15 protein-coding genes are annotated in these 17,869 nt (G+C 63.8%); 7 read left to right on the forward strand and 8 right to left on the reverse strand.

Annotated features, from left to right (window positions below):
- Positions 1-71 precede the first annotated feature (71 nt).
- A complete protein-coding gene (dksA, locus tag ABIE40_RS10345) occupies positions 72-491 on the reverse strand; it encodes an RNA polymerase-binding protein DksA (protein WP_112716531.1) in 420 nt (139 codons plus the stop codon).
- 275 nt (positions 492-766) lie between these two features.
- Here dksA and ABIE40_RS10350 point away from each other — a divergent pair, with 275 nt between their 5' ends.
- The 4 genes from ABIE40_RS10350 (at position 767) to ABIE40_RS10365 (ending at position 4,644) form a co-directional block, all read left to right on the forward strand.
- Positions 767-1,261 (forward strand): SixA phosphatase family protein, encoded by a 495-nt coding sequence (locus ABIE40_RS10350; RefSeq protein WP_199629535.1) that lies wholly within the window; start codon positions 767-769, stop codon positions 1,259-1,261.
- Between the two features lie 66 nt (positions 1,262-1,327).
- Positions 1,328-2,803: a YcjX family GTP-binding protein gene (locus ABIE40_RS10355; RefSeq protein WP_199629534.1), complete on the forward strand. Its 1,476-nt coding sequence runs from the start codon at positions 1,328-1,330 to the stop codon at positions 2,801-2,803.
- On the forward strand, positions 2,800-3,882 hold the full coding sequence (locus ABIE40_RS10360; RefSeq protein WP_112716537.1) for a YcjF family protein: 1,083 nt from the start codon (positions 2,800-2,802) through the stop codon (positions 3,880-3,882). The genes ABIE40_RS10355 and ABIE40_RS10360 overlap by 4 nt, the downstream gene beginning before the upstream one ends.
- A 213-nt stretch (positions 3,883-4,095) precedes the next feature.
- Positions 4,096-4,644 (forward strand): hypothetical protein, encoded by a 549-nt coding sequence (locus ABIE40_RS10365; RefSeq protein WP_199629533.1) that lies wholly within the window; start codon positions 4,096-4,098, stop codon positions 4,642-4,644.
- 55 nt (positions 4,645-4,699) lie between these two features.
- Here ABIE40_RS10365 and folK read toward each other — a convergent pair whose 3' ends face one another.
- Genes folK through folP form a run of 3 tightly spaced genes read right to left on the reverse strand, consistent with a single transcriptional unit; the run spans position 4,700 to position 6,445 of the window.
- Positions 4,700-5,218, reverse strand: a complete 519-nt coding sequence (gene folK / locus ABIE40_RS10370; RefSeq protein ID WP_199629532.1) for a 2-amino-4-hydroxy-6-hydroxymethyldihydropteridine diphosphokinase — start codon at positions 5,216-5,218, stop codon at positions 4,700-4,702.
- Positions 5,208-5,579: a dihydroneopterin aldolase gene (gene folB / locus ABIE40_RS10375; protein ID WP_130278201.1), complete on the reverse strand. Its 372-nt coding sequence runs from the start codon at positions 5,577-5,579 to the stop codon at positions 5,208-5,210. Before folB ends, folK begins: the two co-directional genes overlap by 11 nt.
- Positions 5,576-6,445 (reverse strand): dihydropteroate synthase, encoded by an 870-nt coding sequence (folP, locus tag ABIE40_RS10380; RefSeq protein WP_199629531.1) that lies wholly within the window; start codon positions 6,443-6,445, stop codon positions 5,576-5,578. The genes folB and folP overlap by 4 nt, the downstream gene beginning before the upstream one ends.
- Before the next feature lie 103 nt (positions 6,446-6,548).
- On the opposite strand from folP, the gene ABIE40_RS10385 reads away from it, so the two are divergent.
- Positions 6,549-7,175: a DUF922 domain-containing Zn-dependent protease gene (locus ABIE40_RS10385; RefSeq protein WP_199629530.1), complete on the forward strand. Its 627-nt coding sequence runs from the start codon at positions 6,549-6,551 to the stop codon at positions 7,173-7,175.
- A 285-nt stretch (positions 7,176-7,460) separates the two neighbouring features.
- Here the strand turns inward: ABIE40_RS10385 and ABIE40_RS10390 are convergent, their stop codons facing one another.
- A complete protein-coding gene (locus tag ABIE40_RS10390; RefSeq protein WP_112716553.1) occupies positions 7,461-7,781 on the reverse strand; it encodes a 2Fe-2S iron-sulfur cluster-binding protein in 321 nt (106 codons plus the stop codon).
- 247 nt (positions 7,782-8,028) lie between these two features.
- Positions 8,029-8,397, reverse strand: a complete 369-nt coding sequence (locus ABIE40_RS10395; protein ID WP_130278198.1) for an Hpt domain-containing protein — start codon at positions 8,395-8,397, stop codon at positions 8,029-8,031.
- Between the two features lie 463 nt (positions 8,398-8,860).
- Between ABIE40_RS10395 and ABIE40_RS10400 the strand changes: the two genes are divergently transcribed.
- Both ABIE40_RS10400 and ABIE40_RS10405 read left to right on the forward strand, forming a co-directional pair.
- Complete coding sequence (locus tag ABIE40_RS10400) at positions 8,861-15,373, forward strand: apolipoprotein A-IV repeat region-like domain-containing protein (protein WP_199629529.1); 6,513 nt, start codon at positions 8,861-8,863, stop codon at positions 15,371-15,373.
- A gap of 255 nt (positions 15,374-15,628) precedes the next feature.
- The gene (locus ABIE40_RS10405) at positions 15,629-16,492 is read left to right on the forward strand and encodes a D-alanyl-D-alanine carboxypeptidase family protein (protein ID WP_199629528.1); all 864 of its coding nucleotides are present in this window, start codon (positions 15,629-15,631) and stop codon (positions 16,490-16,492) included.
- Between the two features lie 3 nt (positions 16,493-16,495).
- Here the strand turns inward: ABIE40_RS10405 and ABIE40_RS10410 are convergent, their stop codons facing one another.
- On the reverse strand, positions 16,496-17,149 hold the full coding sequence (locus tag ABIE40_RS10410) for a glutathione S-transferase family protein (protein WP_199629527.1): 654 nt from the start codon (positions 17,147-17,149) through the stop codon (positions 16,496-16,498).
- 97 nt (positions 17,150-17,246) lie between these two features.
- On the reverse strand, positions 17,247-17,864 hold the full coding sequence (locus ABIE40_RS10415) for an ABC-type transport auxiliary lipoprotein family protein (protein WP_199629526.1): 618 nt from the start codon (positions 17,862-17,864) through the stop codon (positions 17,247-17,249).
- Positions 17,865-17,869 lie beyond the last annotated feature (5 nt).

A 17,869-nucleotide genomic window follows, 5' to 3' on the forward strand; every position in this document is an offset into this window, starting at 1 on the left:
AACACGGGCCCGAAACAAAAAAGGCACCGCCGGAAAGCGGTGCCTTTATTTTTTGCTCTGCCGTGAGGCGCTTATTCGTCGCGGTAGACTTTTTCGCGGCGCTCGTGGCGTTCCTGTGCCTCGATCGACAGCGTGGCGATCGGGCGGGCGTCGAGACGCTTGAGGCCGATCGGCTCGCCGGTTTCTTCGCAGTAACCGTAGGTGCCGTCATCGATACGCTGCAGCGCGGCGTCGATCTTGGAGATCAGTTTTCTCTGACGGTCGCGGGCGCGAAGTTCGATGGCCCGGTCTGTTTCGGAAGATGCCCGGTCCGCGAGGTCGGGATGGTTGGCGCTTTCTTCAGCGAGATGATCTAGGGTCTCGCGCGCTTCTCTAAGGATGTCGTTTTTCCATGCGACCAGCTTTGCCCGGAAATATGCTCGCTGGTTTACGTTCATGAACTCCTCGTCTTCCGAGGGAACGTAATTGCTAAGATCGATCTTCTCACTCAACGCGATTCTCCTGAAGAACATCTCATGTGGCGGGGTGTATATCCCATGCGCTAATATCGATTCAAGCCAAATACGACATGTAAACAGATTTTTAAATCTGTCACATTTTTGAGCTAACAGTCTATTTTCTCATCATTATTCCGATTCCGCCTTTTCACGCCGCCTTCAACAAGCCGTGTTGGTGCAGCGCTTTTGCACCGCTCCGGCACGTCACCGGTTGACGCCGGCAATACCCGGCAGCTACTGAAAAGGCTCCTTCGCACGTGGATTTTTCTATGGCCGCAACCTTGCCTTCGCCTTCACGAATCTACCTGCTTCGGCACGCTGAAGCCGTCTGGCCGCAGCCCGGTCAGGGCGATTTCGACCGCGATCTGAGCGAGAAGGGATATGGCGATGCCGAGATCGTCGCCGACCACGCCGCCGACAAGGGTTACCGGCCGGACATCATCCTGAGTTCGACCGCGCGGCGCTGCCGCGAGACGGCCGATGCCGTCCATCGCGCCATGGGCCTGTCGGTCGACCTGCGCTATGTCGACGAGCTCTACAACACGACGCCTGACGTCTATCTTGAAATCCTGCGCACGCAGACGGCAACCGCCGTCATGCTGGTCGGCCATAATCCGACGATCGAGCAGACGCTCGAAACGCTGATCGGCCACGATGCCCTGCTGCGTACGCTGCCGAATGGCTTTCCCGCCGGAGGCCTTACCGTTCTCGATTTCGATGCTGCCGCAGCAGCCTGGAAACTGCGCGAGTTTCTCGTCGCCTGACGCGCATCCTTTTTCCGGCGGCCAAGCGATCCTATATGGGTGTGCAATGACATCAGGGAACCCGCCTTGCCGCCAAGCCTGACCTCCTTCGCCGACGATGCCCGCATCGCCTTCGACAATCTGACCGACCGCGCCAGCGGCCTGGTTCACCCGACGATCCGCCTCGGCGTGACGGGACTTTCCCGTTCCGGCAAGACCGTCTTCATTTCCTCGCTGGTTCACAATCTGCTGCATGGCGGCCGCCTGCCGCTGTTCGAGCCGGTGCAATCCGGCCGCGTCTCGGCTGTCCGTCTCGAAGAACAGCCCGATGACAGCGTGCCGCGTTTTCAATACGAGGATCACATCCGGGCGCTGGTGAAGGACCGCGTCTGGCCGGATTCGACCCGCGCCATCTCCGAATTGCGCGTCACCATCGACTATCAGAGCGCCAGCGGCTGGAGCCGGATGTTCTCGCCCGGCCGCCTGTCGATCGATATCGTCGACTACCCCGGCGAATGGCTGCTGGACCTGCCGCTGCTTGCCAAGGATTTTCGTACCTTCAGCGAGGATACGCTGGCATTGGCCCGCACCGGCATCCGCGCCGAGCTCTCCCGCACCTGCTTGGAACTGACCGACCAGACCGATATCCACGCCGCAGCCGACGAAATGACGGCGCGCGATCTCGCCTCCTCCTTCGCCGCCTACCTGAAGGCCTGCAAGGCCGACGAGCGGTCGCTCTCGACCCTGCCACCCGGCCGTTTCCTGCTGCCCGGCGATCTCGACGGTTCGCCCGCCCTCACCTTCGCACCACTGCACCTGCCCGCCGATGGCAAGCCGGGAAAAGGTTCGCTCTGGGCAATGATGGAGCGCCGCTACGAGGCCTATAAGTCCGTTGTCGTCAAACCATTCTTCCGCGAGCATTTCGCCCGCCTCGACCGCCAGATCGTCCTCGTCGACGCACTTCAGGCGATCAATCGCGGCCCGGAAGCCGTCCAGGATCTGGAACGGGCGCTGAGCGACGTTCTCGCCTGCTTCCGTCCCGGCACCAATTCGCTGCTCTCCTCGCTGCTCGGCCGCCGCATCGACCGCGTGCTCGTCGCCGCCACCAAGGCCGATCACCTGCACCATGAAAGCCACGACCGGCTGGATGCCCTGACGCGCCGCCTCGTCGAGCGCGCCATCCACCGCATCGGCATGGCCGGCGCCGGGATCGACGTGATGGCGCTCGCCTCGGTGCGCGCCACCCGCGAAGCGACGGTCAAGCGCGACGGCCACGATCTGCCCGTCATCGTCGGCACGCCGATCGAGGGTGAAACCATCGGCGGCGAGCGTTTCGACGGGTTGCGCAAGACGGCGATCTTCCCGGGCGATCTCCCCACCGATCCCGAAAGCCTGTTTGCCGCCATTGAATCGGGAGACCGCGATATCCAATTGCCTGACGTGAACGTCGTGCGCTTCCGCCCGCCGCAGCTCGAGGAGACCGGTGGTGGAATCAAGCTCTCGGTGCCGCATATCCGGCTCGACCGCGCCATGCAGTTCCTGTTTGGAGACCGTCTCGCATGAGCAAGTCCGCTCCAGAAGATTCCGGCCGCAAGACACGCGCCCCCGCAGCCTTCGTCTATGAGGACGATGCGCGTCCGGTAGAGACATCTCTGCCGCCGGAGCGCCGCAAACCCTCGGCATTCGAAGCCGATGTCATCCTGACGCCGGATGAGGACGATCCCTTCCTCAATCCGGAGAAGGATAGCGCCCCGCTTCCGGTCGCCGTGCCGCGCAAGCGCCGCCTCTCCTTCGCCAAGATCGCCGGCGGTGCCTTCGGCATCCTGCTGTCGCTCGCCTTCGGCCTCTGGACCGACAGCCTGATCCGTGACTTGTTCTCCCGCGCCGATTGGCTCGGCTACGCCGCGCTAACAGCGCTTGCCGTCGGCATCTTCGCCGTCATCGGCATCGTCATCCGCGAGACCGCCGGAATGATGCGGCTGACGGCAGTGCAGACGATCAAGACGGAGGCCGAAGCCGCAATCCTGGAAACCAGGCCCGCCAAGGCGCGCACGCTGGTCAATCGGCTGGCCTCCATGCTCTCGGCCAAGCCCGAGACCGCCAAGGGCCGCGCCACGCTGAAAGCCTCCGAAAACGACATCATCGACGCGCCGCATCTCGTCGCACTTGCCGAACGCGAACTGCTCGGCCCGCTCGACCGCCAGGCCCGGGCGCTGATCGTCAATTCGTCGAAGCGCGTCTCGATCGTCACGGCCGTCAGCCCGCGCGCCATCGTCGATCTTCTCTACGTGCTCTACGAAGCATCGCGGCTGATCCGCGCCATGGCCGAGCTCTATGGCGGCCGTCCCGGCACGCTCGGCATGATCCGGCTGATGCGCGACGTCCTTGCTCACCTCGCGGTGACAGGCTCGATCGCCGTCGGCGACAGCCTTGTCCAGCAGGTGCTCGGCCACGGCCTCGCCTCGAAGCTCTCGGCCCGTCTCGGCGAAGGCGTTATCAACGGCCTGATGACGGCGCGTATCGGAATCGCTGCGATGGACCTTTGCCGTCCGCTCGCCTTCCGCGCGCTCAAACGGCCGGGAATCGGCGACTTCATCGGCGATCTCACGCCGTCCATGACCGGCCGCGACCAGCAGAAGTAGGTGCAAGGCGCTTTTTCTCAGCGCGTGAGCCTGACGTAACGGAAGCGGCCTGGAAACGCATAGTTTTCATGGCTGTAGCGGCATGAAATCAAGGTGCGAGTGGCGCCGGAAATCCCGATTTTCCAGTGCATTTCGGCGGACCGGAAACCAACCATTAACCATTATTCGGCAAAACTCCGAGGCAGTAACGGGTAGGTGTGCCAAGGAAATTCCATGTATTCGCGCAAGCTTCTTATCGTCTGCGGCCTCGCCGCCGTGGCCCTGTCGCCGGTCGCCGAAACCACGCCGGCAGCAACCGCCGCAACACGCGACAAAGCCTTCTTCGAGTCGGTCGCCGGCTCCTGGAGAGGCCCGGGTGAAATCGTCGCCGGCAAATACAAGGGCACGAAGTTCACCTGCAATCTCGTCGGCTCGTCGGTCACTGACGGTACGGGCATCAAGCTCGACGGCTCCTGCCGCGTCGGCGTCTTCAAGCAGCCGATGACCGCGACGATCACGCAATCAGGCAACAGCTACAAGGGCCAGTTCCTGGATGGCGCAGCCGGCAAGGGCCTGGACGTCATTTCGGGCACGGTCACGCCCGATACCGTCGTCGTCGGCCTCAACCGCTCCAAGCTCAACGGCGCCATGATCGCCCGCATCCGTGACGACAAGACGATGAACGTCACGGTTTCGGTCAAGGTGGAAGACCGGATGATCCCGGTCATCGGCCTGACGCTGACCCGCCAGCTCGACGAAATGACGGTCGGCTCGGTTCAGTAAGCTCTAGCCGATCACGCAGACACACCAGGCGGCGGATTTTCCGCCGCTTTGCGTTTCAGGACTTCGTCCACCAGTCGCGGGAAGCATCGGCAATCTCGATGCCCTGCACGTCGGCATCCTTAAGCCATTCCCCTACGCTGCGGCCTTTCACGGCGAGATCCGCGGCAAAATCCGCGAGCGGCATCAGCACGAATCCCCGCTCCGTCATCCGCGGATGCGGCAGCTCCAGCCGCGGCGCCGCCTGCTCGACATTGTCGAAAGTCAGGACGTCGATATCCAGCGTGCGCGGTCCCCAGCGCTCGATCCGCTCGCGCTTCATCTCCCGCTCGATATCGAGGCAGACATCGAGAAGCGCCTCTGGCGTCAGCTGCGTCTCGACAGCGGCGCAGGCGTTGACGAAGAAGGACTGATCCGTCTTGCCCCATGGCGGCGTGCGGTAGAGCCGCGACACCGCGGTCACGCGGGTATCGGCGCGCGCATCGAGCGCCTGCAAGGCAGCAGCCATCGAGGCGACGGGATCGCCGACATTGCCGCCGAGCCCGAGCGTCGCCGGTCTGAAATGATCACTGGGCAAAATGTTCGACGCTCACCTGAACGAAATCCAGCACGCCCGGAACCGGCGCACTCGGCTTGCGCACCGTGATCTTGGCACGGGTGATCTGATGGAAGCGCTCGCAGAGCCCCTTGGCGATATCGAGTGCCAGCGCCTCGATGAGATAGCGCCGCTTGCCGACGACGATCTCCTCGATGACAGTGAAGGCGATGCCGTAATTGACGGTGTCCTCGATCGAGTCGCTTTCCAGCGCCTTGCCGGCGATCACATCGAGCTCGGCATCGACGAAGAAGCGCTGCCCGAGGAACTCCTCCTCGTCATGGACGCCATGACGGGCGAAGAACGCACAGTTCTGCATCAGGATGGTATATTTCGTGCTCATTGGCCCCGGCGTCCTTCGTAATTACGGCGTGCCGCCAGCATAGCATCGGCAACGCACAGCGCATCCCTGTTGATTGCGACATTGTGGACGCGGAAAACCGCAGCACCCGCCAATCTCAGCAGCGCGCTGCTCGCCGCCGTCGCGACGTCCCGGTCAGCCGCATCGCGACCGGTGACCGCGCCGATGAACCGCTTGCGCGAGGTTCCGGCCAGCAGCGGCAGCCCGAAACGCTGAAGCTCGGCAAACCGCGCCATCAGCTCGAAATTCTCTTCCGCCGTCTCCTTGGCAAAACCGAAGCCCGGATCGAGCACGATCTGCTCGCTGCCGATCCCCGCCTGCCGCGCAAGCTCGAGCGACTGCTCGAGGAACAGCGCCTGATCGGCAATCATATCGCCAAGCTTCTGGCGCTCCCGCCCCGTATGCATGATGCAGACGCCAGCCTTTGCGCTGGCGATCACGCCTGCGATCTCCGGCTCCTTCTGCAGCCCGAAGACGTCATTGACGATATGAGCGCCCGCTTCGAGCGCCAGCCGCGCCGTCTCGGCCCGGTAGGTATCGATGGAAATCAGTGCATCGGACCGGTCGCGAAGCGCCTCGATGACAGGCAGCACCCGCTGCTGCTCTTCCGCCGCATCGACCTTCGCCGCACCCGGCCGCGTCGACTCGCCGCCGATGTCGATAATCTCGGCGCCATGGGCGATCGCCGCCAGCGCATGCTCGACCGCCGCTTCCGTGCTGTCGTAGCGTCCGCCGTCGGAAAAGGAGTCCGGCGTCACATTGACGATCGCCATGATGACGCTCTTGCCGCCGAGCTCCAATTCGCGGCCATGCGCGAGGCGCCAGCGACTGCTCCGAAGCTCGTCCATGAGCGTTTATCCCATTGAAAACAAAAATTCCGGCGCGCTCTATTGCGCTCGCGGTGGCTATGCCCCAAGCTCCGCCAACTTTCAACACGGGTTATCGTCTAGAATGCCTTCCGCATCGCGTAATATGCGTCTCTTCCTTGCTTTTTCCATGACGATTGCCCTTTGCACTTCCGCCCAGGCGGCCGTGGTCGCGACGAAAAGCTATTCCTATTTCGATATCCGCGGCAAAACCGCAGACGAGCTCGATCAGCAGCTCAGCACCCGCGGCCCGACTGCCAACGGCTCATCCGCCCGCCATCCCGGCGCCACCAAGATCCGCTTCGGCGGCGAAGCGACCTATGTCCAGCATGACGGTCGCTGCCGCGTCGGCAGCGCCAAGGTGACTGTGCATACGCAGATCATCCTGCCGCGCTGGCGCAGCCGCAAGGGCGCATCGAAGGAACTGTCGATGATCTGGGATGCGCTCTCGAGCGACATCAAGCGCCACGAGGAGCGCCACGCCGAAATCGCCCGAAATCAGGCCCGCGTCATGGAGCGCCAGATCCTGGCCCTGCCCGCCCAGCGCAGCTGCGAGACCATGCAGGAGTTGGTATCGGATGTATCAGCTCGCGGTATAGATGAGCACGACCGGCTTCAGGCGCGTTTCGACAAGGTCGAGGCGGTCAACTTTCAAAACCGGATGCTACGTTTGTTGAACAGCCGAATCGGTGCATCAGGCGGCAAAAACTAGCGCATTTCCAGGCGAAAGACGATGTTTGATCGTTAGCTGCACAACGAAACCTGTGCGAAACTTGCGCCCTCCCCAGCCTCTCAATGGTAAAAATTTGCGATAGGCGACTCAACTGAGGCGCGCTAATATGAACACATTCGAAAGTTCAGGTGTGAACGACCTGACCTTTTGTCTCTGGGTTCTCCTGGCGCGTTCCAAGCCGCGGACGGTCCTCCCTCGTCCGATGGTTATGCGCCCGCCTCGCCTCGCTCGTCATCCGGCGCGCGAGGCTTTTTTTGGCGTCAATTACGCCTGACGTTCCGGAACGTGAACCGTCAGGCCGTCGAGCACGGCCTTCATGCGGATCTGACAGGAAAGACGCGAATTCGGGCGGACGTCGAAGGCGAAGTCGAGCATGTCTTCTTCCATCGCTTCCGGCGGGCCGACGCGCTCTACCCACTCTTCGTCGACATAGACATGACAGGTAGCACAAGCGCAGGCGCCGCCGCATTCGGCTTCGATGCCCGGGACGGAATTGCGCACGGCATTTTCCATGACGGTGGAACCCTGATCGACGTCGAGGTCAAAGCGCGTGCCGTCAAAGGCGACAATGGTCAGTTTGGGCATTTTGATTTCCGGTAACTTAATGAGGGAGGATCAGAATTTTTCTTCCAACAAATCTGCGAGCCAGTCAACATCGGCCGTCTCGCGCTCTTCATCCCATACTTAAAAGCGACAGGCTTTCTTGATTGCGTCATGCCGCTGGTCACAAAAAGACCCGCTGTGCCCTAAAACAGACTTGCTGTTCACGCGAACAGACTTGCTGTTTCGGAATGGCGCAGCGGGTCCAGCTTCGCAGACCGATGCTCTGCTCTTAGCGGCTGAGCTTCAGGATGAAATTTTCCGCCTCGACGACGGCGGCGCCGACGGCGGCCATCGATGCCGCATCGCCGGCATTCTCTTCGAGCATTTCCGCCGTCTCGGATACCCGGAACGCGCCGACGGCGCTTGCCGCACCCTTCAGCCGGTGGGCGGCTGCGACGATCTTCTTCGCCTCGCCGGAGGCGATTTCTCCGAGACACGCGCGCGCCTGGCGCGCAAACATCTGGAGCACTTCGATTTCGAGGGCCTTGTCGCCCATCGTCTGCTTTGCAAGATGCACCAGGTCGATCGGACGGACCTTGGAGGGGCACGGCCCCTTCGAATTATCCGGCGCTTCGAACGCGATACTGACTGCTGCCATGTGCCAAACTCCCGTCTTTATCCCCGCGGTTGAACTCAATAGTGCGGTTGGAGCGTGGCGATCGCGTTAAATTCCGGCACATTGAGGGCGGGATTCTCCCGCTATGGTTAATATCCGTTAAACATCGCTAAATTATTGGTTTTTCAACAGGCTCCGCCGTTAAATCATGTTAACAACCCTTTAACGATGGGTGATTAGCAAGCCTTCGTTAATTGTCTCCGAAGCCCGGATGTGTCACTACGATACTGGTACAGTGGGTTTGTGCTACGCGCCTTTGCGGGCCAAGTGGATAATGGTAATGTTTTGATACCGTCCGTTTGAAAAAGCGGCTATCCACTCTGAAATGACATGCTTATCCGTCCGTCGTCTCGGATGGTAAGGTCAGAGCAAAAGGTTGACGTCCGGGCGCGGCGATGCCCGGATCAGCGGCTGAACCGGCTGAGATGTAACGAGGCGTAACGGAATGGCGAACAACAAGTACAACGAGTCGATCGAGGACAAGGCGTTCAAGGCATTGGACGAGGCGCTCCAGATCGACTTCAGCCAGCAGAAAGCGCCGTCTCGCAGCGGCAAAACGCCCGACGCCCCGGAGGCCAATGTGTCTGAGAACCCATCTGCGCGTAATCAGCAGGAACAGGACGACAGCCAGCGCCGCCGCGGCCGCGCAAAGACTGCAGAACAGCCCGCCCCCCGCGCCCCGGCCTTCGCGCCAGCCAACGATGCCAATCGCAATACGCCGGCAACGCTTCTGAAGTCGCTCGACGGCGGCTCGACGCGCACGGCCATCCGCAACGCCACGCTCTTCTCGCTCCTGTGGATCGTCGGCGGCATCGGCCTGATGTCCCTGCTCTATTCGCCGCAGATCTGGCAGATCCGCTCGATCGCCGATCTGGTGGCGCTTCCCGGCGTGATCGCCGGCATCATCGGCATCATCGTGCCGGTCCTGCTCTTCTACGCTTTCGCAATCATGATTTCCCGTGCGCAGGACATGCGCAACGCTGCCCGCTCGATGGCCGAAGTCGCACTGCGCCTTGCCGAGCCGGAAACCATTGCCTCCGAACGCATCATGACGGTCGGCCAAGCCGTGCGCCGTGAAGTCTCCGCGATGAATGAAGGCATCGAGCGCACCATCGCGCGCGCCTCCGAGCTGGAAACGCTGGTTCATTCCGAAGTCAATGCGCTCGAGCGCAGCTATGCCGATAACGAACTGCGCGTGCGCGGCCTCGTGCACGAGCTCGGCTCCGAACGCGAAGCGATCGTCAATCACGCCGAGCGCATCCGCAGCTCGATCGTCGGTGTTCACGACCAGCTGAAGGAAGACCTGTCGCTGGCGACCGAAGAAATCGCCGTCCGCCTCTCGACCTCGGGCGAAGCCTTCGCCTCGATGATCGACACGCGCGCTGCGACGCTGACAGAAAAGTCGGAAGCTGCCATCCAGTCGCTCGGCACGTTGCTCGCTGCCAAGACGGATTCGCTGTTGCAGACGCTGACCTCCTCGGGCTTCGCGCTGGCGCATGAATTCGACACGCGCCTGGATACGCTGACCTCCAGCCTCAGCGAACGCGGCGAGCACCTGCTCAGCCAGTTCGAGACGCGCGCCTCCACCATGGACAGCAGCGCCGAGAAGCTGAACGCTGCCCTCAACGACCGCGCCCGCCAGCTGAACGAAATCCTGATCGCCCGTACCCGCGAGATCAACGAGACGCTGACCGGCAGCGAACGCGAGATCACCGGCTCGCTCGATGGCGTTCTCGCCAAGCTCAACAGCGCGCTCGACGAACGTGGCGCGAGCTTCCGCCAGAGCCTGCAGTCCAGCGCCGACGACGCGATCATGGACCTCGACCTGCGTTCGGGCTTCTTCGAAGAGCGCCTGCAGAGCACCGTCGCGCAGATGTCGACGGCCTTCGACGAGCGCGTCGCCGAATTCGCGACCGCCTTCGACAAGCGCGCCGGTTCGCTCGATACCAAGCTCATGGAAAGCCTCGCCCGCATCAACGAAACGCTGGCAGGCGGTTCGGAATCGATCGACGGCATCCTGAACTCCAGCATCGAGCGTCTTGGCGCCTCGATGACCGACCAGTCCTTCGCGCTGGCAACCGCACTTGGCACCGGCCAGGAAGTGCTGGAAAGCTCGCTCGGCAGCAAGGTCGAGGAAATTTCCGAGGCGCTCGCCGCCCGCACCAAGGAAATCAACCAGACGCTCAAGTCCGCTTCCAGCGAAGTCAACGACGCGCTTGCCGCCGGCATGGCCGATTTCCACGGCAACCTCACCGGCCGCACCAGCGAGTTTACCACCACGCTGCAGAACGCCACGGGCGAGATCTCGCAGGCTCTGGCAGCCGGCACATCCGGTCTCCAGGCCGGTCTTGCCGAGCATACCGCAAACCTCTCCTCGGCCCTGCACAGCGCCACCGGCGAAATCTCGCTGGCGCTCGCTGCCGGCACGTCCGAGCTGCATAACAATCTCTCGGCCCGCTCGACCGAATTCCGCGACACGCTGCTGACGACCACCTCGGAACTGACCGCTGCGGTTTCCGCCGGTGCCGACCAGATCAGCTCCGCCTTCGGCCGCGCCGACGATCTCAACACCGTCATTTCCGAGCGTGCCGCCGCGATCACCACGGCGCTCGACTCCGCGCATGAGCGCATCGACAGCGCCATGGCCGAGCGCAGCAATGCTCTCGCAAGCACGCTGTCCAGCCACCACGACCGCGTGGCCGACGCGCTCGACGAACGCACCATGGCGCTCGCCATCTCGCTCGACGCCGCCCAGGAGCGCCTCGAAGGCACCATGTCCGACCGTGCCAATGCGCTGAACGACGCGCTTTCGGCAAACCACGCCCGCCTGTCCGATACGCTCTCCGCCAATCACGATCGTCTCTCCGACGCTCTCGACGAGAAGACAATGGCGCTCGCCATTTCGCTCGACGACAGCCAGAGCCGCTTCGACAGCGCACTGGAAGCCCGCGCCAATGCGATGCTCGACACCGTTGCCGGTGCCGAAGCCCGCGTTGCCGGCGCCTTCGCCGACAAGTCGGAAGCGATCCGCAGCGCCTATATCGACAGCCAGGATCGCCTGGAGCGCTCGCTGAACGAACATGCAGCCGCCCTGCACTCCTCGCTCTCGAGCAACAGCGACCGCATCGAAGCCGTGACCGGCGACGCCGCCGCACGCTTCCAGTCGCTGACCGGCGAGGCTGCAGACCGTATCGAGGCTGTGACCGGTGATGCCGCAAGCCGCCTGCAGACGCTGACGGGTGCCGCGGCCGATCGTATCGAAGCCGTCACCGGTGGTGCGGCAACCCGCATGCAGTCGCTCGCCGGCGAAGCCGCCGACCGCATCGAAGCGGCAACCGGCGACGCAGCAGCACGCTTCCAGACCCTGACGGGCGACGCTGCGGAACGCATCGAAGGCGGCCTCGCCTCGGCGCATGACCGCATCCGCTCGACACTGGAAGACCGCACCAACGCCATCAGCCTGGCCCTCGGCGAAGCCCATGCGCAGATCAGCGACACGCTCTCCGAACAGGCAACGACGATCAGCGCTTCGGTCGCCGCCAGCACCAGCATGCTGGAAATGTCGCTCGAAGACCATGAGGCATCGCTGCGCCAGACGATCGACAACAGCTCCCGCGCCCTCGACGAGCGCCTGCGCGAAGGCGCCGGCCAGATCGCCGAACGCTTCCAGGGTGCTGCAGCCGAAATCTCCCGCACGGCCGAGACGTTCTCGACCCATCTCGACCATTCCGTCAGCGGCATGACCGAGCGGTTCGCCGAAACCGGCTCGCGCGTCGAGGCCGGCCTGACGACGCTTGAAAACCGCATCCGCGATGGTGTCGGCGGCGTTGCCGAACAGGTCGATGCAGCCGGCGCGCGTCTTTCCGAAACGCTCTCCGACAGCATAAACCAGCTGCGCGAGCTCGGCGATGACGCCGCCTTCCGTGTCACCACCGTTCTCGAAAGCACCAGCGACACGCTGACCGGCGCAATCGACGATCGCACGGCGAGCCTGGCTTCGACGCTCGAAGAGCGCGCCCGCAGCCTGTCGTCCTCGATCGATGCACAGGCTTCCAGCCTCGCAGCCAGCCTCGACGTCCGCGCTTCGCAGATGAACGCCTCTCTCGAAGCGAGCGCGGCAAACCTGACCACTGCACTGGATGAGCGCACCACGCATCTCTCCTCCGCGCTCGATGACCGCACCACCCGTCTCTCCTCGTCGCTCGACGACCGCACGGCGCGCCTGACGTCTTCGCTCGATGAGCGCACCGCTACGCTCTCGTCGTCGATCGACGAGCGCACCTCCAATCTCGGCGACACCATGGATCGCGGCGGCGAGCGTCTCGGCGAGCGCCTCTCCACCATGGACCGCGCGCTCACCATGGGCCTGGAAGCCGTCAACCAGACGATCGAAGGCAAGGCCGCCGGTCTCGCCTCGACGCTGCGCAACGCCGTTGCCGACGCTGCCCAGGGCATGGACGCCGAAGCACAGCGCACCGCCGACCTGATGGGCCGCACCGGCCAGCAGTTCACCGAAACGCTGGATGCCAAGAGCGGCGAATTCGCCCGCTCGATGGACGAACGCTCCGAACAGATCGTCGGCCGCGTCTCCGAGGCACAGAACCGCCTTGCCGGTCAGGCTGCCGCCGTCGCCCAGACTTTCTCGGAAGCTGGCAACGCTATCGTCAACAAGGTCGCCGAAGCCGAAACGCTGGTCAGCGGCCAGGTCAGCGCCATCTCGCAGGCGCTGTCCGACGCCCAGTCGTCGCTGGAGACCCGTGGTGACGCGATCCGCACGACGATCGCCAACGCCAGCGAGACGATCGCCAGCACCATGTCCGATGTCGATCGCACGCTCGAAGCACGCGGCACGGCAATCCGCACCGGCCTCGAAGACCGTGCCCGCGAACTCGATGCTTCACTGACCGATGTCGACAAGGCTCTCGAAGCCCGCGGCAGCTCGATCCGCGCAACGCTGGACGAGCGCACCCGCGAGCTCAACTCGATGCTGGCAGGCCGTTCTTCGGAACTGTCGCGCCTGATCGACGAGACCGCCCGCCCGATGATCGAGCGCTACGCCGAAACCGGCCAGGAAGCAGCGGCCCGTATCGCGGCTGCCGCCGAGCAGAGCGCCGACCGCCTGCGTGCCGAAAACGCTGCGCTTGCCAACGCAATCGCTGCCCGCACGGAAAGCGCCTCGACGGCCGTCAACGCCATCGAGACCAGCCTGCTTGCCAACGTCAACTCGCTGATCGAGCGCCTCTCCGACAACAGCGCCTCGATGGCGCTGATGATGAACCGCGCCGCTCAGGACCTGACCGATGTCGACGGCCGCCTCGGCGACACGACCTCGCGTTTCACGGACTCCGCCGCCAAGGCCGCCGAAATGGTCTCCGCCTCGACCCGCCTGCTCGAAGGCAAAGTCGATCGTCTCTCTGATATCTCCGGCCAGACGCTCGCCCAGGTCGGCTCGATCATCGGCCGCTTCGACGAACATTCGAAGGTGCTCACCCAGGCCTCCGGCCTGCTCGCCGCCGCCCAGTCGAACCTGGTATCGACGCTGGAAGAACGCGAAGGCGCGTTGCAGAACCTGTCGCTCGGCCTCGTGCAGCGCTCGGAAGAAATCGAAAAGACGATGCGCTCGCTCGGCAGCATGGTCGAAGGCGCCTTCGAGCGTGCCGAACAGCGGTCCAACCAGGTCAGCGGTAATCTGCGCCAGAGCGTGCAGACGTCGTTTGCCGATATCGGCCGCGTTCTCTCGGATACCGAGAAGCGCGCCGAGGAAGCTGCCGAAGCCATGCGCAGCTCGATCGTCAAGGCCGGCGAAGAAGCCAACGCCACCATCGACGGCACCTTCGGCAATGCCGAGCGCCGCTCGAGCGAGCTTGCCAACCGCCTGCGCGGCGGCCTGACGGCGTCGCTGTCAGATGTCGAGCGCATGCTCGGCGAAGCCGGCCGCGCCTCCGACGGCGCTGCCCAGCAGCTGCGTGAATCGCTGCGCGAAGCAGTCGAGGAAGCGGTCGCCCGCTTCTCGGGTGCGACGGAAGAGATCCGCCGCTCGGCTGGCGATATCCGCAAGGAACTCGATATGACCCGCAGCGAGCTGAAGCGCGGTGCCTTCGACCTTCCCGAGGAAGCCAAGGAAAGCGCTGCCGCCATGCGCCGCGCCGTTGCCGAACAGATCAAGGCGCTGCAGGATATCTCGCATATCGTCGGCCGCTCGGTTCAGCAGTTCGAAGTGTCCGAACCGGCTCCGCGCGCAGCACAGCCTGCCCCGGCTCCTGTGCCCCGCCAGGCTCCGCCGGCACCGGCTCCGGTCGCAGCGCCTGTTGTGGCCGCCCAGCCGGCCCCGCAGCCCGCTCCGGCACCCCGCCCGCAGATCGAGGATGGCTTCGCTCTGCGCGGCACCATCGCTCCGCCTCAGGCTGCAGCGCCGCAACGCGCCGCTCCGGTCGCCCCGGCTCCTGCAGCCGCAACACCGGCCCGCCAGGAATCCGGCGGCTGGATCAGCGATCTGCTGCGCGGCGCCTCGCGTGACGAAGATGCCGAAGAGGCCCCGGCCCGTCCGGCAGCACCGCGCGCCGAAGCAGCCGCACCGGCACAGCAGCGCGCCGCCGACAGCCGCAATCCGCGCCATGTGGTGGAATCGCTGAACTCGCTTTCCGTCGATATCGCCCGCGCCATCGATCACGATGCCTCGGTCGATCTCTGGCGCCGTTACCAGCGCGGCGAGCGCGACGTCTTCACGCGCCGCCTCTACACGCTGAAGGGCCAGCAGACCTTCGACGAGATCAAGCGCAAGTATGACCGCGAGCCGGAATTCCGCACCGCTGTCGACCGCTACATCGCCGATTTCGAAAAGCTGCTCGCCGACGTTGCCCGCAGCGACCGCGACCGGACGATCACGCAGTCCTACCTGACGTCGGATACCGGCAAGGTCTACACCATGCTGGCCCACGCCGCGGGCCGCCTGACCTAACGGAAGCGAAATCGCAGTTAAGTACAAGAAAAGGGCCGCTTCATCCGCGGCCCTTTTCCGTTTCAGCAGTGCGGTACCGAAAGCGCCTCACGGCAAAGTGAGACAAACGGCCGCCGTAAATCCGGGCTTATAAGCAAGACACGCTTGTCATAATGCCGTAGATTTGCTCAACCCGGCGGGCCAGACAACGTCACTCCGTCACGACCCTATGCAGGTTGCCAGCGTGCTGCCGCCGTTTTGAAGAGATCACATTCGATGCCAAAGACCATGCCGCTGCTTCTCTCCGCAGCGTTCTCCGCTTCCCTGTTCCTCGGACTGGCCTCCACATCCTCGGCCGGACAGGCAAGCTTCCTGATGGACGCGCAGACGGGTCAGGTCCTGGCAAGCGCCAATCAGGACGATCTCAACTACCCGGCATCGCTGACCAAGATGATGACGCTCTATCTGGCATTCGAGGCCATGCATGCCGGCCGCCTCAGCTGGGACCAGAAGCTCACCATGTCCGAGAATGCCGAGAGCAAGGAGCCCTTCAAGCTCGCCGTCGGCGCCGGCCGCAAGGTCACCGTGCGCGAAGCGGTCGAAGGCATCATCGTTCTCTCGGCCAATGACGCGGCTGTGGCGATCGCCGAACAGCTCGGCGGCTCCGAAGATGCCTTCGGCAAGCTGATGACGGCAAAGGCCCATCAGCTCGGTATGACCAATACCGTCTTCAAGAACCCGTCGGGTCTTCCCGATCCCGAGCAGGTGACGACAGCGCGCGACATGGCGACCCTTGGGGCATCGCTGATCCGCGACTATCCGGAAGAGTTCAAGATGTTCTCCATGCGCGGCTTCCAGTTCCGCGGCATGAAGCTGCGCGGCCACAACAATGTCATGTACCGCTATCAGGGCGCCGATGGCATCAAGACCGGCTACACGGATGCATCCGGCTATAACGTCGTAACCTCGGTCAACAAGGACGGCCGCCATGTCGTTGGCGTTGTCATGGGCGAGAAGACCGCGGCAATCCGCGACGACAAGATGGCCGCCATGCTGGACGCCGCACTGACCGGTGCTCCGGCCGCCGCAACGGCTTCCGCCGACCCGTCGGCCGCCACCGCCGCCGTTCCGGCCAACTGATCGCTACGCCGGCTGCTTCACATCGGCAGCCGCGAAATGCGCCAGCTGGTCCGCATGGGCCTTCGCGAAGGCCGGCCGTGCCGTCGCCCGCTTCACATAGGCACGGCAGGCCGGAAAAGCTGACAATCCATCGAAGCGATCGACGAGGCGCAGCAAGTCCGCCATCAGGATATCGGCGACGGAGAACCGTCCGGCCAGCCACTCGCGCGCTGCAAGCACCGGCTCCATATGCTTCAACCTCGCCTTCAGGAAGGAATCCAGGCTCTTCCAGGCCGGGGTATCGCCGTCCTGGCCAGAGAAGATCATGATCGTCCACGGCAGGCTTGCCGCCTCCACCGAATTCAGCGCCGCAAACAGCCATTCCAGCGCCTCGCTGCGGCCCTTGTCGTCGCCCGGCATCAGCGCTTCGCTCTTGTTGCCGAGATGAAGCAGGATCGCGCCGCTTTCGAAGATCGAAAGTCCGCCGTCCGTCAGCCACGGCACCTGGCCGAACGGCTGGTGTGCGAAATGCTGCGCGTCACGCTTGGCAAAGGGTATGCCCGCGACACGATAGGGCAATCCCGCCTCCTCCAGCGCCCAGCGCACGCGGATGTCGCGCACATAGCCGCGCGGCAGATCGGGAACCCAGTCGAAGGTGGTCAGGACGAGGTCGTTCATACTGCATCTCCTTGCTCTAGCTAAGCAAAGGACGCGCGAACACGTCGTGTTCCGACATCGGCAGCCAATTTTTCTCGTTCGCCGTCGATATCCGCTATCAGATGGACTGCAGCGTCCAGTCGACGATCTGCGTCGTGACCGCCGAGAACGACCGGTCGAGCGCCTTGACCATGCCATCGGCCGCTCCGCCGCCGGCCGGCACCGCGGCGCGAAATACCTTCTGCGCACGCACCGTGCCGTTGCGGTCGTTGATGATCTTCGCAGATATCTCGACGACGGCCTGGCTGCCCTTGCTGCTGTCGATCTCGAAGGCGCGGATATCGGTCACGACCTGATAGTCGATCGCCAGACCCTGCCCCGGCTTGCCGACGCCGCCGAGCTTGCCGGAATTCTCATAGGCTTCGACCAGCTTCGACTGCACCATGCGGGGCAGCTTGTCGCTCCACTGCGAGCGGGCCAGATACTGGATTTCGGAGGGCGAAACGCGCACCACGATCTGTTCGCTGTTCAGCGCCTGCAGCGCCGTCGGCTCCGGCACCAGGATCTGGCTGCGCTTGGCGGCCGGGCCGGCTCCATCGGCCATCGCAGCCGAGAGATCATAGGTGTCGTTCTTGGCGCCCGTGCCGCAGCCGGCAAGGGTCAGCGCCACCAGCGGCAGCGCGAAGGCTGCTCTCGCCAGCAATGAACGGCGCGCCAACAGATGCGATACGGCCATATTAC

The organism is Rhizobium sp. OAE497 (genome assembly GCF_040546565.1).
Taxonomy (GTDB): Bacteria; Pseudomonadota; Alphaproteobacteria; order Rhizobiales; family Rhizobiaceae; genus Rhizobium.

Excerpts from the sequence above, each read along its gene's own strand:
- folP (WP_199629531.1), bottom strand. The coding sequence starts at position 6,445 with ATGGACGAGCTTCGGAGCAGTCGCTGGCGCCTCGCGCATGGCCGCGAA.
- ABIE40_RS10365 (WP_199629533.1), top strand. The coding sequence starts at position 4,096 with ATGTATTCGCGCAAGCTTCTTATCGTCTGCGGCCTCGCCGCCGTGGCC.
- ABIE40_RS10360 (WP_112716537.1), top strand. The coding sequence starts at position 2,800 with ATGAGCAAGTCCGCTCCAGAAGATTCCGGCCGCAAGACACGCGCCCCC.
- ABIE40_RS10385 (WP_199629530.1), top strand. The coding sequence starts at position 6,549 with ATGCCTTCCGCATCGCGTAATATGCGTCTCTTCCTTGCTTTTTCCATG.
- ABIE40_RS10410 (WP_199629527.1), bottom strand. The coding sequence starts at position 17,149 with ATGAACGACCTCGTCCTGACCACCTTCGACTGGGTTCCCGATCTGCCG.
- ABIE40_RS10400 (WP_199629529.1), top strand. The coding sequence starts at position 8,861 with ATGGCGAACAACAAGTACAACGAGTCGATCGAGGACAAGGCGTTCAAG.
- ABIE40_RS10350 (WP_199629535.1), top strand. The coding sequence starts at position 767 with ATGGCCGCAACCTTGCCTTCGCCTTCACGAATCTACCTGCTTCGGCAC.
- ABIE40_RS10395 (WP_130278198.1), bottom strand. The coding sequence starts at position 8,397 with ATGGCAGCAGTCAGTATCGCGTTCGAAGCGCCGGATAATTCGAAGGGG.
- ABIE40_RS10405 (WP_199629528.1), top strand. The coding sequence starts at position 15,629 with ATGCCAAAGACCATGCCGCTGCTTCTCTCCGCAGCGTTCTCCGCTTCC.
- ABIE40_RS10390 (WP_112716553.1), bottom strand. The coding sequence starts at position 7,781 with ATGCCCAAACTGACCATTGTCGCCTTTGACGGCACGCGCTTTGACCTC.
- folB (WP_130278201.1), bottom strand. The coding sequence starts at position 5,579 with ATGAGCACGAAATATACCATCCTGATGCAGAACTGTGCGTTCTTCGCC.
- ABIE40_RS10415 (WP_199629526.1), bottom strand. The coding sequence starts at position 17,864 with ATGGCCGTATCGCATCTGTTGGCGCGCCGTTCATTGCTGGCGAGAGCA.